The following is a 22463-nucleotide window of genomic DNA, read 5'->3' as shown; positions in this document are numbered from 1 at the left end:
CATGTCGGGGAAACAGCCCGTCGAAGTCCTGTTGCGCCCAGCGGTGGAGCTATACACCGTCGCGGCATGTGCGGGCGCCGCGTTTCTGTCCCTGGTGGCCCCGTGGTCGCTCGCGCTGAGCCCAGCCATGGGCGTCGGTGCCGCACTGGCGTTCGGCGCCTATGGCGCGATCCGCTACCGCGATGCGCGGGTGATCCTGCGCTACCGCCGCAACATCCGGCGCCTGCCGCGCTACGTGATGACGAGCAGGGACGTGCCGGTCAGCCAGCAGCGCCTGTTCGTGGGGCGCGGTTTCCTGTGGGAACAGAAGCACACCCACAGGCTGATGCAGACGTACCGGCCGGAATTTCGTCGCTACGTCGAGCCAACACCGGCATACCGGCTGGCGCGACGCCTGGAGGAGCGGCTGGAGTTCGCACCGTTTCCACTGTCTCGCCTCGTACGGCTCACGGGCTGGGATGTGTCATTCAACCCCGTGCGGCCACTGCCACCGGTAGGCGGCCTGCCGCGATTGCACGGCATCGAACCCGACGAGGTCGACGTCAGCCTGCCACTGGGTGAGCGCGTCGGCCATTCGCTGGTGCTGGGCACCACGCGCGTGGGGAAGACGCGGCTGGCCGAGTTGTTCGTCACCCAGGACATCCGTCGCACGAATGCAGACGGTGAGCATGAGGTCGTGATCGTCATCGACCCCAAGGGCGACGCGGATCTCTTGAAACGCATGTACGTCGAAGCCAAGCGAGCGGGTCGCGAGGGCGAGTTCTACGTCTTTCACCTCGGCTGGCCCGAGTTCTCTGCACGCTACAACGCGGTGGGGCGCTTCGGACGCATCAGTGAAGTCGCCACGCGCATTGCCGGGCAACTCTCCGGCGAGGGCAACAGTGCAGCGTTCCGCGAGTTCGCATGGCGCTTCGTCAACATCATTGCGCGCGCATTGGTGGAACTGGGGCAGCGCCCGGACTACATGCTGATCCAGCGGCACGTAATCAACATCGACGCGCTGTTCATGGAGTACGCCCAACACTACTTCGCCAAGACCGAGCCCAAGACCTGGGAGGTGATCGTCCAGATCGAGGCCAAGCTCAACGAGAAGAACATCCCAAGGAACATGATCGGGCGCGAGAAGCGTGTGGTGGCGCTGGAGCAATACCTCTCCCAGGCGCGCAACTACGACCCTGTGCTCGATGGCCTGCGCTCGGCGGTGCGCTACGACAAGACCTACTTCGACAAGATCGTTGCATCGCTGCTGCCGCTGCTGGAAAAGCTCACCAGCGGCAAGATCGCCCAACTCCTGGCGCCGAATTACTCCGACCTGTCTGACGCGCGCCCGATCTTCGACTGGATGCAAGTCATCAGGAAGCGCGCCGTGGTCTATGTCGGCCTGGATGCGCTGTCGGATGCTGAAGTCGCCGCGGCGGTCGGCAACTCCATGTTCTCCGACCTGGTGTCGGTAGCCGGGCACATCTACAAGCACGGGATCGACGACGGCCTGCCGGGTGCCTCGGCTGGCACGCGCATTCCCATCAACGTCCATGCCGACGAGTTCAACGAACTGATGGGCGACGAGTTCATCCCCCTTATCAACAAGGGCGGCGGTGCCGGGCTGCAGGTGACCGCGTATACGCAGACGCTCTCGGACATCGAGGCCCGCATCGGCAACCGCGCGAAGGCCGGCCAGGTGATCGGCAACTTCAACAACCTGTTCATGCTGCGGGTTCGGGAAACCGCCACCGCGGAATTGTTGACCCGTCAATTGCCCAAGGTGGAGGTCTATACCACCACCATCGTCTCCGGCGCGACCGATGCCTCGGACATCCGCGGGACGACGGACTTCACCAGCAACACGCAAGACCGCATCAGCATGTCGAGCGTGCCGATGATCGAGCCATCCCACGTCGTCGGCCTGCCCAAAGGCCAATGCTTCGCGCTGCTGCAGGGTGGTCAGCTCTGGAAGGTCCGGATGCCACTGCCAGCGCCTGACCCCGATGAAGTGATGCCGGCGGACTTGCAGCAACTGGCTGGGTACATGCGTCAGAGCTACAGCGAGGCCACGCAATGGTGGGAGTTCACCAGTTCCCCAGCCTTGCAGGAGGCTGCCTTGCCCGACGACCTGCTGGATGACGCCGCTCCGGCCGAGCCTGACGCGGTGGCCACCGGCGCCGACGACAGCACCGGCGAGGCCGCACCATGAAGGATGCCGCCTCGACCGCGCAGCGGGAGCAGAACCAGCGCCAGGGGCTGATCGTCGGCACCATCACCTTGCCGTTCAGGCTGCTCGGGGTGCTGATCGGTTCGCTGCTGTTCTCGATCGTGGTGGAGTGCGTCGGCATGCACCTGTTCTGGAAGGACCAGGGCTGGCGCCACTCCCAGCAGATGCTGCAGTACGAACTCGGGCACCTGTCGAACCACTTCACGCGCAGCGTGGTGGTGCAGGAGCCCGGGCGCACGGCGCACGAGCTGGTGGATACCGGGTACGGGTGGGTGTTCGTGCGCTCGGGGTTGCTGGAGCGCATGAGCCAGACCGCCGAGCGCGCCCGTGCGCCCAGCCGCGAGCCGACGCGCAACTTCCGCTATTACATCAGCCAGGCCTATGTCTGGGCCGAGAGCTACCTGATCGCCGCGGCCTTCACGACGCTCACGTTCCTCGTGCGCCTGCTGGTCCTGGTGCTCACGCTGCCGCTGATCCTCACTGCGGCATTCGTCGGCCTGATCGACGGCCTGGTGCGGCGGGACGTGCGGCGGTTCGGCGCGGGCCGGGAATCCGGCTTCATCTACCACCGCGCGAAAGCGAGCCTGATGCCGCTGGCCGTGCTGCCCTGGATCACCTACCTCGCGCTGCCGATCTCGGTGCATCCGCTGCTGATCCTGCTGCCCAGCGCAGCCTTGCTGGGACTGGCCGTGAGCCTGACCGCGGGCAGCTTCAAAAAGTACCTCTAGGCCATCAATCCGGTCGCTTCCGGGTTCCTATTGTTTGCGGCCTGAAACAGCCCTGATCTCCACGATCAACCCATTGCTGATCACACAGGAATGGCGCGATGTTGGCTTCGATCTGGCTGCGCGCCGCGCATCGCGGCGTGCCCACTTTTCTCGTGACGGCCCTCGTGCTGGGCCGGTCCCCGATGGCCTTGGCCGAGTCCCCGGCGCAGCGCCAGGAGTTGGTCGCCGCGCTGCGCCAGCTCGACGCGCTGGAACGCACCGTCGCGGACAGCGCCGCGCATACCCCCATCACACCGGGCGAGCGCTACCACTTCGATTACCCGCGGCTCCAGGCTGACTTGGCGCGCGTGCGCGCCGGCATCCAATTTCACCTGACGCCATCGCGCGCTCAACCGCGCGCCCCCTCCGAACTGGCCGGCGAATACCGCACCGAACGGGCGACCGAGCCGCTGCCGGCGACGACTGCGGAGGGCAAGCAATGAACGGCGCCCAGGTCTCGGCATTTCAAGCCAACAGCGGTATCGCGCCTTCCGCGATGGCGACCGTTCTGGTCGGCGTCGTGTTCGCGGTCCTGCTCGTGTGGGGCGTCTGGGCCATCCGAACGGCCTACGTGGGGTGGTCCGAGAGCCGCCTCAACCAGCGCCAGTTCCTCGGCGTCTGCATCCGCTTCGTCGCGATGTACCTCGTCCTGAGTTTCTTCCTTCTGTCCTGACCTGAAAGGCCCGACCATGCACAACCGCAACCTCACTTCCCGTTTTGCCCAGCGCGCCGCCGTGGCCCTGGGCGCCGCCGCGCTGCCGGCGCTGTCGTTCGCGCAAGGTCTGCCGCAATTGGAGAACCCCACGCGCGGCACCGGCAACGGCATCATGGAGACGATCCGCAACTACGGCTACGACATCATCATGCTCGTGGCCCTGCTGGTGGTGGCGTCGATGTTCATCGGCGTCTGCTACCACGCCTACGGGACCTACGCGGAGATCCACACCGGCCGCAAGACGTGGGGCCAGTTCGGCCTCACGGTCGCTATCGGCGCCGTGCTGCTTGTGATCGGCATCTGGCTGCTCACCGAAGCCACCGGCATCCTGTAAGCGAGGCCGGTATGTCCGAGCAGCAGCACGTCCGTGCGGACGGAACGGTCACCTTCCTTCCGCACCGGCTCAACCGCCATCCCGTTGTGGTGCGCGGCCTCACCGCTGACGAACTCTGGATTTGCTGCGGCCTGTCCGGTGCCGCCGGCCTGCTGGTCGGCGCGCCGCTGTCCTGGGTGTTCCGCACGATCGCGCTGGCGCCGACCTTCGTCGTCCTGGGCGTGGCGCTCGGCGTCTTCATCGGCGGCGGCATCCTGCGCCGCCTCAAGCGTGGGCGTCCCGACACCTGGCTGTATCGGCAACTGCAATGGCGCATCGCCACGCGCCATCCGCTGATGGCCGGCTGGGTGGGTGGCCATGTGCTGATCTCGCGCTCGGGCTTCTGGTCCACCCGCAGGAGCATGCGATGAGCCGCTTCAAAAACGAGATCACCCACCTGCAGGCGCACATCAAGACCTTGCGGCTGGCCGCGGGCGCGCTGGTCGTCGTCGCCCTGGTCATGGGCGGCGGCTGGTGGAGCGCGCCGCGCGACCTGACCATCCACGTCCCGCCCGACCTGCGCTCTGGCAGTACCCGCAAGTGGTGGGAAGTGCCGCCCGAATCGGTCTATGCGTTCACGTTCTACGTGTTCCAGACGCTGAACCGCTGGCCAACCAATGGCGAGGAAGACTACTCGCGCAACCTCCACACGCTCTCGCCGTACCTCACCCCGTCCTGCCAGGCCTTCCTGCGGGCGGACTATGACTACCGCCGCTCCACGGGCGAGCTGCGTCAGCGCGTGCGCGGCATCTACGAGATTCCCGGCCGCGGCTATGGCGACGACCCCACGGCGCGCGTGCGCACCGTGTCCGATCGCGACTGGGTGGTGACGCTGGACATCACGGCGGACGAGTACTACGGCGCCGAGCAGGTCAAGCGCGCCCTGGTGCGCTATCCGATCAAGGTCACGCGGGTGGACGTCGATCCCGCCCGTAACCCGTTCGGCCTGGCGCTGGACTGCTACGACGGCGCGCCCCAGCGCATCAGTGCACCGGAGCCGACGCGCCCGGCGCCGAGTGGCCTGTCTCCGCAAGCGCCTCAAGGAGGAAACACCCCATGAAGCACCCTGTACTCGCGCTGCTGGGGCTACTGGCCGTGGCCGCGGCACCCGTCGCCCATGCAGTGGAAATCCTGCGCTGGGAACGCATGCCACTGGCAGTGCCGCTGAAGGTCGGTCAGGAACGCATCGTGTTCATCGACCGCAACGTGCGCGTGGGCGTGCCCGCGGGCGTGGGCGAACGCCTGCGCGTGCAGAGTGCGGGGGGCGCGGTGTACCTGCGCGCCAGCGAGCCGATCGAGCCCACGCGGTTGCAACTGCAGGACGCCGACACGGGCGCGCTGATCCTGCTGGACATCGCAGCCGAACCACCCAAGGACGGGGAAGCCGAGCTGGAGCCGGTGCGCATCGTCGAGGGTGACAGCGCACCGGGACGCTATGGCGAGCAGGCCGACAGTGCCGAGGCCCCGGCACGCGCCCAGGGCCAAGCAGGTGCGCGGACCGCGCGGCGCGAAACTCCGGTCCCTGTCGTGCTGACGCGCTTCGCCGCGCAGAACCTCTACGCACCGCTGCGCACCGTCGAGCCGCTTCCGGGCGTCATGCGGGTCAACCTGCCCCGCGACCTCGACCTGGACACACTGATGCCAACGCTGCCCGTGCGCGCGGTCGCACTCGCGTCGTGGCGCCTGGAGGACCAGTGGGTCACTGCCGTGCGCCTAACCAACGGCAGCGGCGGCTGGATCACGCTCGACCCGCGCGTGCTGCAAGGCGATTTCCTCACCGCCACCTTCCAGCACGAGGCGCTGGGCCCGCGCGGCACGCCCGAGGACACGACCGTCCTGTACCTGGTCACGCGCGGCCGCGGTCTCGCGCAGTCGCTGCTGCCGGCGATTCACCGCTTCGACCCGGCCGTGCATCTGCCGCAGCCGGACGGCGACGAGAACACCAAGGAGGCCCGCCATGCGCAGTAACGGCCTGCTCAAGTGGCTGATGATCCCTGTTGCCATCCTGGTGCTGTTCGTCGGTATCCGGCTGTTCTCGGGTGGAGGCAGCACGGCGCCACCCGCGGCGGACAACGGCGCCCAGCTCACGCCCGATGAAATGAAGGCGCTGGGCATCGAAGGCGACACCCCGCGCGACACCGTGGCGACGCTCGTTGCCCAAGTGAAGCAGTTGCGCACCGAGCTTCAGACCGCGCTCTCGGACAACAAGTCGCAGCGTGAAGAGAACCAGCGACTGCGCCAGCGCGAGAACTCCATCGACCAGCGCATCAACTCGGCGCTCGAATCCGAGCGGTCCAACCTGCGCCGCGACCAAGAGCAGGCGGCCAGCGCGCGCCAGCAGACCGAAGGGCTGCTCGCCGACCTGCAGCGGCGTCTGGACAGCATCGGCGGGCGCGGCGGCGGCCATGCGGACCTGCCCGTGGGCCTGGGGCTGCAGGGCGGCGACGAGGCAGGCATGGAGGGCGGCGTGCGGTGGGTCGAGCCGGACGACGCAAAGCCCGCCGAGGGGCGCAACGGGGGGCGTGGCGCGAGCGGCGGCATGAGCTTCCCCACGAGCTTCGGCCCGGCGCAGAGCACGCTCGAAACCACTGCGGAAACCGTGGCCAACGCGGGCGCCCGCGCCGCCGGGGTCAAGAGTGCCAAGCCGGTCTACACCGTGCCGACCAACTCCACGCTCATGGGTTCGGTCGCCATGACAGCGCTGATCGGCCGCGTGCCGATCGACGGCACGGTCAACGATCCCTATCCGTTCAAAGTTCTGGTCGGGCCGGACAACCTGACCGCCAATGGCATCGACATTCCCGACGTGGCCGGCGCCGTGTTCAGCGGCACCGCTTCGGGCGACTGGACGCTCTCGTGCGTGCGCGGCCAGGTGCGCAGCATCACGTTCGTCTTCCACGACGGCACGATTCGCACGATCCCCGAAGACCGCGAGGGCAACCAGCAGAACAACCAACAGCGCGATGGCTTGGGCTGGATCAGCGATCCCCACGGCATTCCTTGCGTCAGCGGCGAGCGGCGCAGCAACGCCCAGCAATACCTCGGCTCGCAGGCCCTGATCACCGCGGCCGGCGCCGGTGTGGCCTCACTCATCGAGAGCGACAGCGGCCGCATGTCCTATGTCGGCTCGGACGGCTCCATCGGCACCGTGGGCATCACCGGCCAGGAAGCGGTCGGCCAGATTCTGGCGGGCGGCGTGCGGGACATGTCGGCCTGGGTCAACAAGTTGTACGGCCAGGCGTTCGCCGCCGTCTATGTCCAGCCCGGCGCCAAGGTTGCCGTCCACCTCGAAAAGCCGCTCGCCATCGACTTCGATCCCGAAGGCCGCAAGGTCGATCACCGCGCAGGAGAAAGCCATGCACTCGAACTTGACTAACCTGGCCCGTGGCCTGGCACTGGCCCTCGCCGTCGCGGTGCTTGGCGGCTGCGCCACCAGCAAGGAAAAGCTGCTGACCCACGGTGACCGCACGATGATGGACATCTGGCAGCAGGAGGCCGGCGACGGCGGTGGCGCAGCCGGACGGAACGCCGGCCGCCAGCTGCTCGATGCGCGCCAGAGCCTGCGTCGGCCCCTGACCGACGCCGACGTGCAGGTCGCACCCGTCGAGCAGATGCGCTACACGCGCACCGCGCGCAATGAGGTCCACCGCCAGTTCCAGCGTCTGCCCAATCCCGATCTCGTCATGTACGTGTATCCGCACCTGGCGGGCACGGACCCCGTGCCGGTGCCGGGCTACACGACGGTCTTCCCGCTCAACCAGCGCATCCAGTACGCCATGCCAGGCGAGCGCGTGGAGGCCTACTGATGCGGTGGAAACTTCCCTGGCCTAAGCCGGCCGCGCCGAAGCTGGCCGCATCCGGCGCTGGTGATGATGAGCAGCCGGACGGCTGGCAGCGCCACGTCGAGGCCTTGCGGCAGGTCGGCATCCCCGAACCCGGCTCGGCAGTCCGGGGCCGCAAGCCGGCGACGGAGGCCGACGAGCAGGCGCTGTACGACGTCGCACCGTCCTTCGTGGAACTGCTGCCCTGGGTGGAGTTCTTGCCCGAGTCGAAATCGATGCTCCTGGAGGACGGCCAATCGGTGGCCGCCTTCTTCGAGCTGGTGCCGCTGGGGACCGAGGGCCGGGAACCCGGCTGGCTCGCGCACGCCCGCGACGCCTTAGAAAACGCGCTCCAGGACAGCTTCGATGAACTGGACGAGAACCCCTGGGTGTTGCAGCTCTACGCCCAGGACGAACCGAGCTTCGACCAGTACATGCAGACGTTGCGCGACTACGTGCAGCCGCGCGCCCGTGGCACGGTGTTCACGGAGTTCTACCTGCGGTTCTTTGCCCACCATCTGCGCGCGGTGGCCAAGCCCGGTGGCTTGTTCCAGGACACGGTGGTCACACGCTTGCGCTGGCGCGGCCAGACGAGGCGTGTGCGCATGGTCGTCTATCGCCGCGTGACCGGACAAGGACAGGGCCAGGCAAACCGCCGGGGCCAGACACCCGAGCAGATGCTGAACATCGTCTGCGACCGCCTGTGCGGCGGGCTGGCGAACGCCGGCATCCAGGCTCGCCGCCTGGGTGCGGCAGACGTCCATGACTGGCTGCTGCGCTGGTTCAACCCGCGTCCGACGCTGCTCGGGCCTGGGGTCGAGGACCGGGAGCGCTTCTATGCGTTCGCGCGCTACCCCGCCGACACCGAGGCTGGCGAGATCGAACTGGCGAGCGGGCGGGATTTTAGCCAGCGGCTTTTCTTCAGCCAGCCACGCTCGGACGTGGAGCATGGCACCTGGCACTTCGACGGCATACCGCACCGTGTGTTGGTCACTGACCGGCTGCGCATGCCGCCCGGAACGGGACACCTGACTGGCGAAACCCGCAAGGGCGATGCGATCAACACGCTGTTCGATCAGATGCCCGAGGACACGACGATGTGTCTGACCATGGTGGCGACGCCCCAGGACATTCTCGAATCGCACCTGAACCACCTGGCGAAGAAGGCAGTCGGCGAAACACTGGCATCGGAGCAGACGCTCAAGGACGTGCAGGAGGCGCGCTCGCTCATCGGCAGCGCGCACAAACTCTACCGCGGCACGCTGGCCTTCTATCTGCGCGGACGCGACGAAGCCGAGCTTGACCGGCGCGGTCTGGACCTCGCCAACGTGATGCTCAACGCGGGGTTGCAGCCCGTTCGCGAGGACGATGAAGTCGCGCCGCTCAACAGCTATCTGCGCTGGCTACCGTGCTGCTACAACCCCGCGCAGGATCGGCGAAACTGGTTCACCCAACTGATGTTCGCCCAGCATGTGGCGAATCTCTCGCCGGCGTGGGGTCGCAGCCAGGGTACGGGCCATCCGGGCAACACGTTCTTCAACCGCGGTGGCGGGCCGATCACGTTTGATCCGCTGAACCGCTTAGACAGGCAGATGAATGCCCATCTATTCCTGTTCGGCCCCACCGGCTCGGGCAAGAGCGCCACGCTCAACAACCTGCTGAACCAGGTCACGGCCATCTACCGGCCGCGCCTCTTCATCGTGGAAGCCGGCAACAGCTTCGGGCTGTTCAGCGACTTCGCCAGGCGCCTGGGCCTGACGGTGAACCGGGTCAAGCTGGCCCCCGGATCGGGCATCAGCCTGGCACCGTTCGCGGATGCCCGCCGGCTGATCGAAACACCCAGCGACGTGCAGACGCTCGATGCCGATGCGTTGGACGAAGACCTGCCACCGGATGCCTCGGTCATGGAGGCAGACGAACAGCGTGACGTGTTGGGCGAGTTGGAGATCACGGCACGGCTGATGATCACCGGCGGCGAGGACAAGGAGGAAGCCCGGATGACGCGGGCCGACCGTTCGCTGATCCGCCAGTGCATCCTCGACGCCGCCGAACACTGCGTGGCTGAGAAGCGCACGGTGCTCACTCGCGACGTGCGCAACGCGCTGCGCGCCCGCGGTCAGGACTCGACGCTTCCCGAGATGCGGCGCATGCGGCTGCTGGAGATGGCGGACGCGATGGACATGTTCTGCCAAGGCACCGATGGCGAGATGTTCGACCGCGATGGCACGCCGTGGCCCGAGGCCGACATCACGCTGGTGGATCTGGCGACCTATGCCCGCGAGGGCTACAACGCGCAGCTCTCCATCGCCTACATCAGCCTGATCAGCACGGTGAACAACATCGCCGAGCGCGACCAGTACCTGGGTCGTCCGATCATCAATGTGACCGACGAAGGCCACATCATCACGAAGAACCCGTTGCTCGCGCCCTACGTCGTGAAAATTACCAAGATGTGGCGCAAATTGGGCGCCTGGTTCTGGCTGGCGACCCAGAACATCGACGACCTGCCGCGTGCCGCAGAGCCCATGCTCAACATGATTGAGTGGTGGATCTGCCTGTCGATGCCGCCCGATGAGGTCGAGAAGATTGCACGCTTCCGTGAACTCTCACCAGCGCAGAAAGCGCTGATGCTTTCTGCGCGCAAGGAGGGGGGGAAATTCACCGAGGGCGTGATCCTGTCGAAGTCGATGGAAGTGTTGTTCCGCGCGGTGCCGCCGAGCCTTTACCTCGCGCTTGCGCAGACCGAACCCGAGGAGAAGGCCGAGCGCTACCAGCTCATGCAGCAATACGGCTGCACCGAGCTGGAAGCCGCCTTCAAGGTGGCCGAGAAGATCGACCAGGCACGCGGCATCGAGTCGCCCGCCTTGGAACTGTCGTAAGCCGGAGAACGCCATGGAACACAAACATCCTTCCATCCCGATGCAGGTGCAGGCGTTCCGCCGTCGGCGCTGGGGGACCCGCTGGCCGTGGGCGTTGGCTGCAGTGCTGGTTGCGCTGCTGCTGATCTGGCTCGTGTCCCGTTCGCCAGGCGGGTCCACACCTCAGACTTCGGCGCCAGTCAGCGAGACACAGGTGGCAGGGCCTCCGTGGCAGATGGGCAATCCGGAAGGTCGTTTCACACTGACGCTGTACGCGGACCTCGAATGCCCGTTCTGCCGGTCCTATTTCCCTGTGCTCAAACGTTGGGTGGCCGGCAATGCCGACGTGGCCTTGCAATGGCACCACCTGCCGTTGGCCGCACATGAACCGGCCGCTTCTGCCGAAGCGCGTCTGGCGGAATGCGCCGGCGAAGCCGGCGGGCATGCCACCTTCTGGCAAGCCGTCGAGTGGGTATATGCCCACACGCGCAGCGACGGCCAGGGCTTGCCCGAGGACCTGCGCTACCCCGACCTGACGCCAGCCATCGAGCAGTGCATCGCGAGCGAGCGGCCCGACGCGGCGATTCGTACCCAAACTGCGGAAGCCACGAACAGCGGCGTGACCGCCACGCCGTCGCTGCGGCTGCACGATCGCGAAAGCGGCAAGGCGATCCTGCTGCAGGGTCCGATCGAGGGCGATGCCTTGCTGTCAGCCATGGACATGCTCGCCGCCGGCGATCCCGCCACCACACCCACATCGGAAATGCCTGCCGACGTCGTCGGCGACATGCCCAGGTAGCCCCGGTCTTCAAGGCTACGGCGCAGTCCGCTGCGCTGACCGCAACCCGTTCGCCTCGCGTCCTGGCCGCGAACGATCACCGCTACCGCGGTGATGGATGCACCTTGTTCGTTCCCCAGGAGGGCTTGCCCTCCCAGGGCGCGCGCCCTCCGATCTCACCGTCTGGAGGTTCGCCATGTCTTTCGTCGTCAATGACTCCTACCTGGAGTCGCTTTCCGCCATCGCTACCCAACACGAGGACTGGATCATCCAGCAAGCCATCGTGCTGCTGGAGAGACGGATCTTCAAAGCTGGACCGTGCCTCAGCCGACCGGCCGCTGTGCGGGACTACCTGCGTCTGAAACTGGTCGCTGAGCCCAATGAGATATTCGCCGCTGTGTTCCTGGACAGCATGCACCAGGTGCTGGCCTACGAGCCGTTGTTCAGGGGCACGATCAACTCGACATCGGTCTATCCGCGTGTCGTCGCGCAGCGTGTGCTGGAGTTGAATGCCGCCGCGGTGGTCTTCAGCCACCAGCACCCCTCGGGCATCTCCGAACCGTCGAGCGCGGATCGCATGCTGACCCAGCAACTGCAGGTCGCGCTGGCGCTCATCGATGTGCGGGTACTGGACCACATCATCGTCGGCCAGGGTGCCCCGTTCTCCTTTGCGGAGTCCGGCCTGCTGTAAAGGTTGCACTGCTTCGTTGATCAGCGCGGAGGCTTCGGCCTCCGCTTTTTCTTCGCAGCGACGCAAGCAGGTATGCGGGGTGGCCGCGATGCGCATTGTTTGTTGGGGCCGCGTGGGGTTCGGCGTTTGACTATGGCCCTGATCAACTTCCGGGGCGCATGACATGCCAGCAGCTTTTACCCGGTTCGCACCAGGCTGGCGAACCCTTGGCCTGGCCGTGGCGCTGCCGGCATCTCTGGCCGTGTTCAGCCCGGCCACCTTCGCCGCCGACGTGGTGGTCGTCACCGACAGCCGCCACCCGGTCAAGACCGCCGGCGGCGAGCGGCTGATCGAGTTGGACGAAGCGCCCCGGATCGAGGCCGAGCTTTCCGCGGATCTGCCGGCCGACCCCGAGCGGGCAGCAGCCATCGTCCGGCAACGACTGAACCAAGGCGGCACCGATCTTCAGCGCCGCATCGGCACCGCCTACCAGGGCGTCGCCGATGCATGGAGCCTGGGCGTCGCCGCCATCCCGGCCGTCGTGGTAGATCAACGCTATGTGGTCTATGGCGAGCCGGACGTGGCCCGGGCGGTGTCCCGCATCGAGCAGTACCGGAGGACGCAGCCGTGACCCATCGCCCATTCGACTTGCTGCGCCGCCTGCGCGTCGCCGTGGCCTCGCTGCTGTTGGTCAGCGCCACCGGCAGCTACGCCCTGAACACCGCCACCATCGTGTCCTCCGTCATGTCGCCGGACTGCCTGGAATACCGGGTGGTGGGCATCTGCTACTGGCTCTACTGCACCTGGACGGGCTGCACGGTGCGCACGTCCACCAAGGTCCGGCACTACGTGCCCGATGCGGTCGTCTCCAGCTACAGCAACACCGGGGAGAACCCCTGGGTCGAAGTGCAGGCGATGAGCACGCCCAACCCATCCGCACAGGCAGGTGGGGATGGGACCACGAACGAAGACCACGAAAACAACCTCGCCAAATTCAAGAACAGCGATGTCATCGGCCATCCTGGCGGCGAGGTATTCAACCAGTTCGCATCGTCGTCGGGCTATTTCTGCCAAGGCGCGGGCACGGCCTTCATGCCGTATCTACTCAGCACGCTGGACACGCTGGCTTGGCGCTACAACGTGCCTGAAATGGCCTACCCGGAGGCGTTGATTCCGGGCATGCGCGAGGTCGGTGCGCGCACCACGATGAATCTCTGGGGCAACGTCTATCCGCGCGGCGGCTTCCTGCACCAGACCGACGACCAAAAATCCGGGGCTGTGGTGGCCCAGCGCGCGGGCGATGTCGTCACGCGCCGCGGGCAGATCCACGTGTACCAGCCGCTGCTTGCCAACGCCCGCGACGGCTACTGGCCGGCCGGCGAGCTGATGGAGGGTGATGCCTCTACGGGCAAGTGGCAGGAGCTGACGCCGCGCCTGTCCAACACCTGCGTGGTGTTCCCGCACAGCGGCACGCTGACCCAGGCCCAGCAAGGCGACTACGCCTGGGCGCTGTGGCGTCCCTATGCGTGCTGCGAACGCCGCGGTCAGGTGTTCCTGGGCAGCGTCGATTTCCTCTGAGGTGCCACGATGAAGCGTCCTGAACCGATGAACCTTTCCGCCAAGGCGTGCCGCCTGCTGCGCCCGACGGCGCTGGCCGGCACGCTCGCTCTGGTCTGCGGCATGGCGTGGGCGCAGGTCGGATACCAGAACAGCGGCCCCGTCCTCGGCGATGACGTCATGTACTCGATCGGCGGTGGCAGTGCGGTGTCCATGGGCCGCGCGGCCGGCATGCGTTCCATCGGGGTCGGCGTGGGGTGGAACAGCAACCTGATCTGCGGCGACATGAGCATCCAGACCACGCTGCGCAATCAGCTTAACGGCATCACGAACGGCTTTCAGCAGATCATGAGCAACGTGATCCAGAGCGCGACCAGCGCGGTTGCATCGCTGCCGGCGCTGATCATTCAGCGCGCCGATCCGGGCCTGTACAACCTGCTGACTAACGGCGTGCTGCAGGCGCGGCTGGACTTCGACCGCTCCAAGCTGACGTGCCGCGCCATGGCGGAGAAGATGGCCGAGACGGCGGGTGGCCAGCTTGGCTGGAGCCAGATGGCCGAAGGCATGGCCCTGCGTGACGCGGTTGGCAGCAACGATGCCGTATCGGCCGTCGAGCAGGCCGAGACGCGCCGCGGCAACGACGGCGTGCCCTGGGTGGGCGGCAGCAATGCCGGTGGCGCGGGCCAGTCCGCCATCCGGGTGGTCGGCGACGTCACCCGCGCGGGCTACAACCTGGTCAACGGTCGCGGCGTGACGGACACCTCCTCCATCGCGTCCACCAGTTGCGCGAGCCTGTCCTGCCAGACCTGGACGTCGCCGCAGCAGGCGACCGAATGGGCCACGCGCGCCCTCGGAGAGCAGGTGCAGCGCACGTGCGACTCCTGCACTAAGACCGAGACGGTGCCCGGCGTCGGGCTGACGCCGCTGATCCAGGAGGAGTACGAAGCCAAGCTGGAGGTCTTGCAGGAGCTGGTTTCCGGCACGCGTAATACCACCTTCGAGAACTTGCGCGAGGCCGGCAGCACGTCGCTGCCGATCACCCGCGGCGTGATCGAGGCGCTGCGCGACGAGCCGGACCAGGACCTGCTGGCGCGGCGCCTCGCGTCCGAAGTGGCGCTGTCATCGGTGCTGGAGAAGGCGCTCCTGCTCCAACGCACGCTGCTCACGGGCAAGAAGGAGCCCAACGTCGCAGCCAACGAACTTGCGGTGCAGGCCGTGAACCATGAGAGCGACACGCTCGACCGGGAGATCCGCAACCTGAAGACGGAATTGGAGCTGCGGCGCGAACTGGCGAACAACTCGCCGATGGCCATCATCCAGCGCCACGGCACGCGGGCGGCCGGCTCGCGCGGCATCTACGAGGGCGATCCGGTACCCGACCGCCTTGACCAGTTGCAGAAGGGCAATCCCGGAGCCAGGCCATGAACGCGGAGCGCATGGCCTGGCGCCCCTTGCGCTGGTCAGCGTGGCGCAGCCCGCGGATACCGGCTGGTCGCAGTCCTTCAGCACCATCAACAACCAGTCGGCGAAGGTGCCGGTGTGGTGGGCGTTCATGCACGCGCTCTCGCGCGCCGTCACGGGCGCTTCGGTGGCGGCAATCCCGTGCGGCACGGACCTGCGGCAGATGCGCATGGAGATCGACGCCACGCGCATCGATGATCCGGTGCTGGCTCAGGAAGTAGCGGATTTCTCTCGGGATTGCTATGGGCCTGCACGGGCCAAATTGTTCATGCAGCGCCCTCAACTTGATGAGCAGCAGATGCACGACGTGACCTGGATCGGATCGCGGTTCTTCACCGACACGAACGGGTACTACGACACGTATCGCTCCAGCACGCCGCGCGATGACTGGCCCTATGACAGCAACCGCGACGCTGGGCTGGCCCAGGTATCCAGTGGCGGTGGCTACCCGACCTGCAGGCAATGGTGGGCTGATGGCAGCAATGGCCTGCGGGCACGGCTGCTGGGACAGGTGGACCCGAGCCTGCTCAATCGCCTGGCGGGCTGGGCTGGCTTCCTGAGCCGGGCCGAGGTGGACAATTCGGTGATCCGCGCGATCGCGTCACCGCGGCAGCAGAAGCTGAACCAAGGCAGCGTCTATACCGACTACGGCGGCCAGATCGACAAGACCTTGCCAAACATCGTGACGCGGGCTACGGGAGACGTTGGAATGGCAGTTGGCGCGATTGCCTCGTTTCCCGCGATGGACGTCGTGCGGCAGGCGCTGCCGATGGTGCTCGCCTTGCTCAAGATGGCATTGGTAATCTGCATCCCGCTCGTGCTGGTCGTGGGCACCTATGACTTGAAGACGGTCGTCACGGTCAGCGTCGTGCAGTTCGCGCTGTTCTTCACGGATTTCTGGTTTCAGCTTGCGCGCTGGATCGATTCGACGATCCTGGACGCACTTTATGGCTGGGGGTTCGGCTGGAACCGGCCGCACACCAACTTCGACCCGCTGGTGGGGCTGAACAACGCCTTCGGCGACATGCTCCTGATGTTCGTCACAGGCACGATGTTTCTGGTCCTGCCGACGTTTTGGGTCGCTGCTTTGGGGTGGGTCGGAGTTAAGGCTGGGGTGATTGCTCAGAACCTTGCTGTCGGCTCCAAGGAAGCGCGTGATAGCGCCGGGTCAGGTGTAAACAAGGTAGCCGGCAAGGTTCTGTGACAAACAGGCCAAACCTCAGTCATCGAACGGATCGTTCGGGTTGTGAGGGTCGAGCCGCTGGCCATTGGAAGAATACAGGCCAAAGCCCGCCTCGCCATTGCGCAATTCATCCTGTTGCGTCCAGCGGTCTTCATCTCTAGCCGAATTGCCAGCCATCCATACCGCCGCAACGCCCAGCAGTAGCAACACCGCCAGCCAGAAGGTGGTGTACAGCAGCACCCCGAGCGCAACCAGCTTGACCACCCACACGAGCGCGGTGGCACCGGCCGCCGCCCCCCCCTTTGACACCAACCAGCTCGATGCCCGGCGTTCGCCGCGCACGTAGGCACGCCATCCGCGACCCAAGGTGCGGCCGAGTCGTTCTGCGGTACGGATGCGTGTCGTGGTGTTCATGGTCGTCTCCTGCTATTGAGCGATGCCTATTCCAGTTTGCTCCAATCCTGCTTGCTTGCCTGTATCAGCGCATGCCAGTCGTCTGGTGGGTTCCCGCGCCCGAGCATCTTCTCGAACACGACATACGGGTCCGATTTGCTACCCGAAGACCGCAGGGTCTGTTCATCGTTGACCCAGGCGTACACGATGACCTTCGCCTTCGAGTCATACCGGAAGAACAGCCGGAACCGCCGTCCGATCTTGGCCCTTCGCCAGTGGCGGTGGGCAGGTCCCAAGGTGTTGCCCTGGCGGTACTCGTCGCGTGCCGGATCGCCTGGCACCACATCCAAGATCAACTGGCTCAAGGCCCGGAAGAGCTTGACGTTGGCATTGGACTCGAAGCCCGTCGGGTCGTTCTCCTGCGCGCGCCTCGCGGTCGCATGCAGTTTCTGCAACTGCTCGATCACGCAGTCGTGGAAGAGCAGCGTCCAGCCATGCCGTTGCATCAGAGTTCCACTTTCCCGTCGATCTCCTCGTCCAGGTCCAGACCGTGGCCAGCATGCTCCAGCATGGCGCGGGCCAGATCCTCGGGCAGGCCCTGGACGTTCCGGCCAGCTTCGATGTCGCGGGCCAGCAGGCTCAGGAATGCGCCGATGGCGGGGTCCTCATGCTCGGCATCGACGCGGGTGACGACGACTTCGCTGCCCCGCAGATCGAACGCGAGCTTGCCACCGGCATCGACGCCGAGCGCCTGCCGGATGGGCTTGGGCAGCGTGATCTGGCCTTTGGAGGTCAGCGTGGCAACTTCGTGGATGGCAGGCATGGCGGCTCTCCTGATTGCGATACCCGCATGGTAAGGAAATTTCCTTACTTTGTCAACGTGAAGCCTCACGGCGTTCTCCGAGTCCAAGAATCGGCCCATCGTAGGGCGTGAACAGCCAGCCTTCCTGCATCAATCCGGCCCTGCTGCAACCCGCATTGGCGGTGGACGGTCAGCACCCGTCGCCCTATACCCAAAGGCTGTAAAGGGTCGAAATGGCAAGGGAATGGGGTGCAAGGGGAAAGGCTCTATCCCGAAAAGGCAAAAAGGCCTCCCCGCTCGGCCCGCGACAGGACACCCGCATGCTCTCTCTGTTCCAGCGAAAACGGCCCGCGGTTGCTGCTGCTCCGACGCCACCATCGGTCACCGACCTCCCGAAAGGGTTGATGCGGCCCGAGTCGGCCGCATCGCTGCTGGCCACCCCGCGCCGGCAGAAGCTGCTGGAGCACATCTGGCAGCGCACGTCGCTCTCACGTAAGCAGTTCGCCACCTTGTACCGGGCGCCACTGGAACGCTACGCCGAGCTGGTCCAGGCTTTCCCGGCTTCCGAGGCGCATCATCACGCTTACCCCGGCGGCATGCTGGACCATGGCCTGGAAATCGTCGCCTACAGTCTGAAGCTGCGGCAGTCCCATCTGCTTCCCATCGGCGCAAGCCCCGAGGACCAGGCTGCGCAGGCTGAGGCCTGGACTGCTGCAGTCGCCTATGCCGCGTTGTTGCACGACATCGGCAAGATCGCCGTCGATCTGCACGTCGAACTGGCCGATGGCTCGCTGTGGCACCCGTGGTACGGTCCGCTGCACCAGCCGTACCGCTTCCGCTACCGCGACGATCGCGAATACCACCTGCACAGCGCGGCGACGGGCTTGCTCTACCGCCAACTGTTGGACACCCAACTCCTGGACTGGCTCAGTGGCTATCCCGACCTGTGGGGACCGCTGCTCTACGTCCTGGCCGGCCAGTACGAGCACGCCGGTGTGCTGGGCGAACTGGTCGTGCAGGCCGACCGCGCTTCCGTGGCCCAGGAACTGGGCGGCGATCCGGCGCGCGCCATGGCCGCTCCCAAGCACGCGCTGCAACGCAAGCTGCTCGACGGGCTGCGCTACCTGCTCAAGGAACAGTTGAAGCTGAACCAGCCGGAAGCCTCCGATGGCTGGCTCACCGAGGACGCGCTGTGGCTGGTGAGCAAGACGGTATCGGACAAACTGCGTGCGCACCTGCTGTCCCAAGGCGTTGACGGCATTCCTGCGAACAACACCGCGGTGTTCAACGTCCTCCAGGATCACGGCATGTTGCAGCCGACGCCCGACGGCAAGGCGATCTGGCGCGCGACCGTGACCAGTTCCACCGGCTGGTGTCACTCGTTCACGCTGTTGCGCCTCGGGCCCGCGCTGATCTGGGAGCCAAGCGAGAGGCCGGCGCTGTTCGCCGGCACAGTGGCGATCGACGCGGCGGCCACGGACAAAGGGCCCGATGTGTCAGCCACTACTCCGCCGGCCGGAGCGCAGTCAGCCTCGGAGGGCCAAGAGGTTCCGCCATGGGAGGGAGGTAACCCCTCTCGTCCAGCGAAAGGTGAACCGCTGCCCGACGCCATGGAAGACATGCTTTCGATGGTGGGCATGGTGAATTCACCCGCAACCCGGCAGGACGCTGAAGCACCTTCGGAGCCGGTGTCTGCCGCGCGTACTGAAGCGACGACCTTGACCGCACCTCAGCGTTCGTCCCCAGCGCCCAAGCCCACGACAGCGCCATCCGGAGAGCACTTCATGGCGTGGCTGAAACAAGGCATCGCTTCCCGCCGGCTCATCATCAACGACGCGAAAGCGCTCGTGCATACCGCGAGCGGCACCGCCTACCTGGTCAGCCCCGGCGTATTCCAGCGCTATGCGCAGGAGCATCCGCAAGTCAGCGCGCTGGCCAAGCAGGAGAGCCAGCAAGACTGGCAGTGGATACAAAAGCGCTTCGAGAGGCTGCAGCTGCATCGCAAGCAACCGAACGGCCTGAACATCTGGACCTGTGAAGTAACCGGGCCTAGAAAATCCCGCCGTCTGCATGGATACCTTCTGGAAGATCCGAGCCTGCTTTTCTCGGAAACGCCTCCGAGCAATCCCTATCTATCCCTGTTGGGTGAGACCAGACACTGCGAACAGACTTCAGGAAAGCAAGGGGCGTCAACATGACCTCCTCAATTTCGCCGGGGCAGTCTATTGCCGCCAAAGCGCACCTTTATTCAGACAGAGCCAAAGGCCCGATGAGCGCAGCGATGATGGAACAAGGCAGCGCCTCTCCCGTCTCTGGGCTGCACTACGCCGGCAAGAAGCATAAGGTCATCGCTCCCGACCGGGAGATTGTCTTCGAGTTCTCGCAGGACTGTCTGGACTCGGGCCGATTCGCTCCTTGACACCACAAATACAGCTAACAGGAAAGAGCATTCATGAAGTCGATCAACGTTGAAGTCGGAGGGCTTGTATCGAGCCTGAGCGGTGAGGGAGTGCGCCGCAAGCTGCTGTATCTTCACGGCGTCCATAATGCGGATGCCAACTATGTTGCGGGAAGCGCAACGATTCATCTCGACGAGCGATGCCTCAGGGTCAAGGATCTGCGCCATTGCATCTCCGAATGCGGCTATCCGGCACCGAAGCTCACCCGGACTACTGCCGCAGATGGGGCAGTGCCAAGTCAAATCTTGTGACAAGCTCGCTGGAGGTCACGGCAACAGAACCACCATGCGCCTCCGCAATCGATTTCACGATGGCAAGGCCAAGACCGGCGCCCGCCGTATTTCGTTGCCGTGCCGGATCAACTCGGTAGAATCGATTGAAGAGCTTTGGTAGATCGGGCTCAGGAATTTTCTCACCGGGATTGACCACACTGATCGTTGTCCACTGCTCATCCTGCGAGAGCAAGACCGTGATGCTCTTCCCGCGAGGAGTGTGTCGAATTGCGTTCGAGAGAAGATTGTTCAGCGCCCGGGTGAGCATTTCCCGATCCGCCGCTATGCTGCCGATCGCCCCTTTAACGCCAAGCGTAATGCCGCTATCTTCTGCCAGCGCCTCGAAATAGTCGAACAGACTCCGCACCAATTCGGACAGATCAATTGTAGACAAGCGCAAGTTGCGGGGATCATTTTCCGTTTGGGCAAGAAACAGCATGTCTCCAATCATGCGTCCCATCCGATCAAACTCTTCCAAATTTGAATAGAGGATTTCTCTGTATTCCTCGTTGCTGCGCGGCTGGCCAAGCGCTACGTGAGTCTGCGTGACCAGGTTGGTGACGGGCGTGCGCAACTCGTGCGCTATGTCTGCGGAAAAGTGTGATAGCCGGGTGAAGCCTTCCTCGATTCTCGCCAACATATCGTTGAAGGCAAATACCAGTTCCGCCAGTTCGATCGGCACATCCCGAGGATCCAACCTCACATCCAGCTTTGAAGAGCGAATCGCCCGAATCTCTTCATTGACCTTGCGAATCGGCAGATGGCCCCACTGCACCGCCAGCCAAGCCACACCGAGCGCCAGACACATGACCAAGCCGGTTGCCCACCAAAGCATGCGCTTGAACTCCGCCAGGAAGTCGAGATGAAAGCCGATGTCCATGGCGGCGACGATGCGGTAGCCGGACGCCGCTGAATCGTCAGCAGGCAGTTGTACCACCACACCTCGATATGACCTCTGATCCTCGTGCCACACGATCAAATCGTCAGCGGTGATGCGGTTCACCAACTTTTTGTTACTGTCAAGTTTCGACAGGTCAGGACCGGGCGTGGCATAGATGCTATTGCCAGACCCATCGTAGACGCCGTACGTCATCCCATGATGTCCTGCGACTGCGTTGGCCAAGTGTTGCTTCAGTTCGTCGCTTGCGATGTCACTTGCAAGCTGGTGCAAGGGCTGAGCCAAAGCGGCTGTCACTGCCTCCAGTTCGTGGGCATCCTGTTGAGCAAAGTGGTGCTCCAACGACCGGAGAATGACCCAGTTGAACACAAGAAACACCAAGGTCGTGGCGATACCAACCAGGGCCGTGACCCTCAATGCAAGCGACGCTGGACGGCTTTGCCGCGGCTTATGGCGCAGGGGCATCATCGGGCGCATCGAGCGTGTATCCCATTCCACGCACGGTGTGGATGAGCTTCGGATTGAACGCATCGTCTATCTTCGCGCGTAGGCGGCGGATGGCTACATCGATGACGTTGCTGTCGCTGTCGAAATTCATGTCCCATACCTGCGACGCGATCAGAGAACGTGGAAGGACTTCCCCCTGGCGACGGGCCAGGAGCTCAAGCAACGCGAACTCCTTGCTGGTGAGATTGATGCGTTGGCCAGCGCGCGTTGCACGTCGGCGCGCCAAGTCCAGTACCAAATCGGCAACCTGGATGCGATCAGGCTGGCTCGGAGCGCTTCCGCGTCGCAGCAGCGTCCGCACCCGCGCCAGCAACTCAGAGAAGGCGAATGGCTTGACGAGGTAGTCGTCCGCTCCCAGTTCCAATCCCTTGACACGGTCGTCCACACCGCCACGCGCCGTCAGAAAGAGTACAGGGACCTGTTTACCGGCATCTCGAAGGGCACGCACGATGCGCCAGCCATCGACATCCGGCAGCATGACATCCAAGACCACCAGATCGTATGTCTCGCCCATGGCCAGGTGGTGTCCGTCCAATCCGTTGCGCGCCAGATCCACTACGAATCCCGCCTCCATGAGACCTTGGCGGACGTAATCCGCCGTCTTGTTCTCGTCTTCAACGACCAGCAGTTTCATCGCATGTCCCATGAAATCGCTGCGGCGCAGAAAAATAGCCGCTCACGATGTACGCATTCATCCACTTCAATCAGCAATTTACTGGTTGCCAGCTTCCACGAACATG

General features: G+C 65.0%; 24 protein-coding genes and 1 pseudogene. 20 read left to right on the top strand and 5 right to left on the bottom strand.

Annotation, left to right across the window (positions count from 1 at the left end):
• Position 1 precedes the first annotated feature (1 nt).
• From traD to B3098_RS08750, 17 genes and pseudogenes are all read left to right on the top strand, one after another.
• Complete coding sequence (gene traD, locus B3098_RS08830) at positions 2 to 2191, top strand: type IV conjugative transfer system coupling protein TraD (RefSeq protein WP_013391804.1); 2190 nt, start codon at positions 2 to 4, stop codon at positions 2189 to 2191.
• A complete protein-coding gene (locus tag B3098_RS08825; RefSeq protein WP_013391805.1) occupies positions 2188 to 2937 on the top strand; it encodes a TIGR03747 family integrating conjugative element membrane protein in 750 nt (249 codons plus the stop codon). The genes traD and B3098_RS08825 overlap by 4 nt, the downstream gene beginning before the upstream one ends.
• 98 nt (positions 2938 to 3035) lie before the next feature.
• Positions 3036 to 3419 (top strand): RAQPRD family integrative conjugative element protein, encoded by a 384-nt coding sequence (locus B3098_RS08820; protein WP_013391806.1) that lies wholly within the window; start codon positions 3036 to 3038, stop codon positions 3417 to 3419.
• Positions 3416 to 3649 carry a TIGR03758 family integrating conjugative element protein gene (locus B3098_RS08815; protein WP_003050225.1) on the top strand — a complete coding sequence of 78 codons (234 nt, stop codon included), beginning with the start codon at positions 3416 to 3418 and terminating at the stop codon, positions 3647 to 3649. Before B3098_RS08820 ends, B3098_RS08815 begins: the two co-directional genes overlap by 4 nt.
• Before the next feature lie 16 nt (positions 3650 to 3665).
• Positions 3666 to 4025, top strand: coding sequence for a TIGR03745 family integrating conjugative element membrane protein (locus B3098_RS08810; RefSeq protein WP_003090173.1), 360 nt, complete (start codon positions 3666 to 3668; stop codon positions 4023 to 4025).
• 11 nt (positions 4026 to 4036) lie between these two features.
• Positions 4037 to 4435, top strand: a complete 399-nt coding sequence (locus tag B3098_RS08805) for a TIGR03750 family conjugal transfer protein (RefSeq protein ID WP_003050133.1) — start codon at positions 4037 to 4039, stop codon at positions 4433 to 4435.
• Entirely contained in the window at positions 4432 to 5124 is a 693-nt protein-coding gene (locus tag B3098_RS08800; protein ID WP_003116810.1) for a PFL_4703 family integrating conjugative element protein, read from the top strand. The genes B3098_RS08805 and B3098_RS08800 overlap by 4 nt, the downstream gene beginning before the upstream one ends.
• On the top strand, positions 5121 to 6032 hold the full coding sequence (locus tag B3098_RS08795; RefSeq protein ID WP_003116809.1) for a TIGR03749 family integrating conjugative element protein: 912 nt from the start codon (positions 5121 to 5123) through the stop codon (positions 6030 to 6032). The genes B3098_RS08800 and B3098_RS08795 overlap by 4 nt, the downstream gene beginning before the upstream one ends.
• A complete protein-coding gene (locus tag B3098_RS08790; protein ID WP_003116808.1) occupies positions 6022 to 7440 on the top strand; it encodes a TIGR03752 family integrating conjugative element protein in 1419 nt (472 codons plus the stop codon). The genes B3098_RS08795 and B3098_RS08790 overlap by 11 nt, the downstream gene beginning before the upstream one ends.
• Positions 7421 to 7870 (top strand): TIGR03751 family conjugal transfer lipoprotein, encoded by a 450-nt coding sequence (locus B3098_RS08785; protein WP_003116807.1) that lies wholly within the window; start codon positions 7421 to 7423, stop codon positions 7868 to 7870. The genes B3098_RS08790 and B3098_RS08785 overlap by 20 nt, the downstream gene beginning before the upstream one ends.
• Positions 7870 to 10764, top strand: coding sequence for a conjugative transfer ATPase (locus B3098_RS08780; protein WP_013391807.1), 2895 nt, complete (start codon positions 7870 to 7872; stop codon positions 10762 to 10764). Before B3098_RS08785 ends, B3098_RS08780 begins: the two co-directional genes overlap by 1 nt.
• A 13-nt stretch (positions 10765 to 10777) precedes the next feature.
• Complete coding sequence (locus tag B3098_RS08775) at positions 10778 to 11542, top strand: DsbA family protein (RefSeq protein ID WP_003116805.1); 765 nt, start codon at positions 10778 to 10780, stop codon at positions 11540 to 11542.
• Between the two features lie 175 nt (positions 11543 to 11717).
• The gene (locus tag B3098_RS08770; protein ID WP_003116804.1) at positions 11718 to 12212 is read left to right on the top strand and encodes a JAB domain-containing protein; all 495 of its coding nucleotides are present in this window, start codon (positions 11718 to 11720) and stop codon (positions 12210 to 12212) included.
• Between the two features lie 163 nt (positions 12213 to 12375).
• Complete coding sequence (locus B3098_RS08765) at positions 12376 to 12822, top strand: TIGR03757 family integrating conjugative element protein (RefSeq protein WP_003116803.1); 447 nt, start codon at positions 12376 to 12378, stop codon at positions 12820 to 12822.
• The gene (locus B3098_RS08760) at positions 12819 to 13769 is read left to right on the top strand and encodes a TIGR03756 family integrating conjugative element protein (RefSeq protein WP_003116802.1); all 951 of its coding nucleotides are present in this window, start codon (positions 12819 to 12821) and stop codon (positions 13767 to 13769) included. Before B3098_RS08765 ends, B3098_RS08760 begins: the two co-directional genes overlap by 4 nt.
• Positions 13770 to 13778: 9 nt before the next feature.
• The gene (locus B3098_RS08755; protein ID WP_013391809.1) at positions 13779 to 15173 is read left to right on the top strand and encodes an integrating conjugative element protein; all 1395 of its coding nucleotides are present in this window, start codon (positions 13779 to 13781) and stop codon (positions 15171 to 15173) included.
• Positions 15174 to 15207: 34 nt separating this feature from the next.
• Positions 15208 to 16413 (top strand): annotated as a pseudogene (locus tag B3098_RS08750) (conjugal transfer protein TraG N-terminal domain-containing protein); the annotation flags it as partial.
• 15 nt (positions 16414 to 16428) lie between these two features.
• Here the strand turns inward: B3098_RS08750 and B3098_RS08745 are convergent.
• The 3 genes from B3098_RS08745 to B3098_RS08735 are packed head-to-tail and all read right to left on the bottom strand — an operon-like array spanning position 16429 to position 17608.
• On the bottom strand, positions 16429 to 16806 hold the full coding sequence (locus B3098_RS08745) for a DUF3742 family protein (RefSeq protein ID WP_286894548.1): 378 nt from the start codon (positions 16804 to 16806) through the stop codon (positions 16429 to 16431).
• A 26-nt stretch (positions 16807 to 16832) separates the two neighbouring features.
• Positions 16833 to 17291, bottom strand: coding sequence for a type II toxin-antitoxin system YhaV family toxin (locus tag B3098_RS08740; protein WP_013391813.1), 459 nt, complete (start codon positions 17289 to 17291; stop codon positions 16833 to 16835).
• Complete coding sequence (locus tag B3098_RS08735; protein WP_013391814.1) at positions 17291 to 17608, bottom strand: type II toxin-antitoxin system PrlF family antitoxin; 318 nt, start codon at positions 17606 to 17608, stop codon at positions 17291 to 17293. Before B3098_RS08735 ends, B3098_RS08740 begins: the two co-directional genes overlap by 1 nt.
• Positions 17609 to 17907: 299 nt before the next feature.
• Between B3098_RS08735 and mobH the strand changes: the two genes are divergently transcribed.
• Genes mobH through B3098_RS08720 form a run of 3 tightly spaced genes read left to right on the top strand, consistent with a single transcriptional unit; the run spans position 17908 to position 20297 of the window.
• Positions 17908 to 19785 (top strand): MobH family relaxase, encoded by a 1878-nt coding sequence (gene mobH, locus B3098_RS08730; RefSeq protein ID WP_016445100.1) that lies wholly within the window; start codon positions 17908 to 17910, stop codon positions 19783 to 19785.
• Complete coding sequence (locus tag B3098_RS08725; protein WP_034012201.1) at positions 19782 to 20006, top strand: hypothetical protein; 225 nt, start codon at positions 19782 to 19784, stop codon at positions 20004 to 20006. Before mobH ends, B3098_RS08725 begins: the two co-directional genes overlap by 4 nt.
• A gap of 33 nt (positions 20007 to 20039) precedes the next feature.
• Positions 20040 to 20297 (top strand): heavy-metal-associated domain-containing protein, encoded by a 258-nt coding sequence (locus tag B3098_RS08720; RefSeq protein WP_013391817.1) that lies wholly within the window; start codon positions 20040 to 20042, stop codon positions 20295 to 20297.
• Here the strand turns inward: B3098_RS08720 and B3098_RS08715 are convergent.
• Both B3098_RS08715 and B3098_RS08710 read right to left on the bottom strand, forming a co-directional pair.
• Positions 20257 to 21693, bottom strand: a complete 1437-nt coding sequence (locus tag B3098_RS08715) for a heavy metal sensor histidine kinase (RefSeq protein WP_013391818.1) — start codon at positions 21691 to 21693, stop codon at positions 20257 to 20259. The genes B3098_RS08720 and B3098_RS08715 overlap by 41 nt on opposite strands.
• A complete protein-coding gene (locus B3098_RS08710; protein WP_003097513.1) occupies positions 21665 to 22357 on the bottom strand; it encodes a heavy metal response regulator transcription factor in 693 nt (230 codons plus the stop codon). Before B3098_RS08710 ends, B3098_RS08715 begins: the two co-directional genes overlap by 29 nt.
• Positions 22358 to 22463: the final 106 nt, after the last annotated feature.

This window comes from Achromobacter sp. UBA2119, from assembly GCF_002331005.1.
GTDB lineage: Bacteria > Pseudomonadota > Gammaproteobacteria > Burkholderiales > Burkholderiaceae_B > Achromobacter > Achromobacter animicus.
This window is presented reverse-complemented; position numbering and strand designations above follow the sequence as displayed.

Bases quoted from the DNA above. Each gene is read 5' to 3' on its own strand.
- traD (WP_013391804.1), top strand. From the start codon at position 2: ATGTCGGGGAAACAGCCCGTCGAAGTCCTGTTGCGCCCAGCGGTGGAG.
- B3098_RS08825 (WP_013391805.1), top strand. From the start codon at position 2,188: ATGAAGGATGCCGCCTCGACCGCGCAGCGGGAGCAGAACCAGCGCCAG.
- B3098_RS08820 (WP_013391806.1), top strand. From the start codon at position 3,036: ATGTTGGCTTCGATCTGGCTGCGCGCCGCGCATCGCGGCGTGCCCACT.
- B3098_RS08815 (WP_003050225.1), top strand. From the start codon at position 3,416: ATGAACGGCGCCCAGGTCTCGGCATTTCAAGCCAACAGCGGTATCGCG.
- B3098_RS08810 (WP_003090173.1), top strand. From the start codon at position 3,666: ATGCACAACCGCAACCTCACTTCCCGTTTTGCCCAGCGCGCCGCCGTG.
- B3098_RS08805 (WP_003050133.1), top strand. From the start codon at position 4,037: ATGTCCGAGCAGCAGCACGTCCGTGCGGACGGAACGGTCACCTTCCTT.
- B3098_RS08800 (WP_003116810.1), top strand. From the start codon at position 4,432: ATGAGCCGCTTCAAAAACGAGATCACCCACCTGCAGGCGCACATCAAG.
- B3098_RS08795 (WP_003116809.1), top strand. From the start codon at position 5,121: ATGAAGCACCCTGTACTCGCGCTGCTGGGGCTACTGGCCGTGGCCGCG.
- B3098_RS08790 (WP_003116808.1), top strand. From the start codon at position 6,022: ATGCGCAGTAACGGCCTGCTCAAGTGGCTGATGATCCCTGTTGCCATC.
- B3098_RS08785 (WP_003116807.1), top strand. From the start codon at position 7,421: ATGCACTCGAACTTGACTAACCTGGCCCGTGGCCTGGCACTGGCCCTC.
- B3098_RS08780 (WP_013391807.1), top strand. From the start codon at position 7,870: ATGCGGTGGAAACTTCCCTGGCCTAAGCCGGCCGCGCCGAAGCTGGCC.
- B3098_RS08775 (WP_003116805.1), top strand. From the start codon at position 10,778: ATGGAACACAAACATCCTTCCATCCCGATGCAGGTGCAGGCGTTCCGC.
- B3098_RS08770 (WP_003116804.1), top strand. From the start codon at position 11,718: ATGTCTTTCGTCGTCAATGACTCCTACCTGGAGTCGCTTTCCGCCATC.
- B3098_RS08765 (WP_003116803.1), top strand. From the start codon at position 12,376: ATGCCAGCAGCTTTTACCCGGTTCGCACCAGGCTGGCGAACCCTTGGC.
- B3098_RS08755 (WP_013391809.1), top strand. From the start codon at position 13,779: ATGAAGCGTCCTGAACCGATGAACCTTTCCGCCAAGGCGTGCCGCCTG.
- B3098_RS08745 (WP_286894548.1), bottom strand. From the start codon at position 16,806: ATGAACACCACGACACGCATCCGTACCGCAGAACGACTCGGCCGCACC.
- B3098_RS08740 (WP_013391813.1), bottom strand. From the start codon at position 17,291: ATGCAACGGCATGGCTGGACGCTGCTCTTCCACGACTGCGTGATCGAG.
- B3098_RS08735 (WP_013391814.1), bottom strand. From the start codon at position 17,608: ATGCCTGCCATCCACGAAGTTGCCACGCTGACCTCCAAAGGCCAGATC.
- mobH (WP_016445100.1), top strand. From the start codon at position 17,908: ATGCTCTCTCTGTTCCAGCGAAAACGGCCCGCGGTTGCTGCTGCTCCG.
- B3098_RS08725 (WP_034012201.1), top strand. From the start codon at position 19,782: ATGACCTCCTCAATTTCGCCGGGGCAGTCTATTGCCGCCAAAGCGCAC.
- B3098_RS08720 (WP_013391817.1), top strand. From the start codon at position 20,040: ATGAAGTCGATCAACGTTGAAGTCGGAGGGCTTGTATCGAGCCTGAGC.
- B3098_RS08715 (WP_013391818.1), bottom strand. From the start codon at position 21,693: ATGCGCCCGATGATGCCCCTGCGCCATAAGCCGCGGCAAAGCCGTCCA.
- B3098_RS08710 (WP_003097513.1), bottom strand. From the start codon at position 22,357: ATGAAACTGCTGGTCGTTGAAGACGAGAACAAGACGGCGGATTACGTC.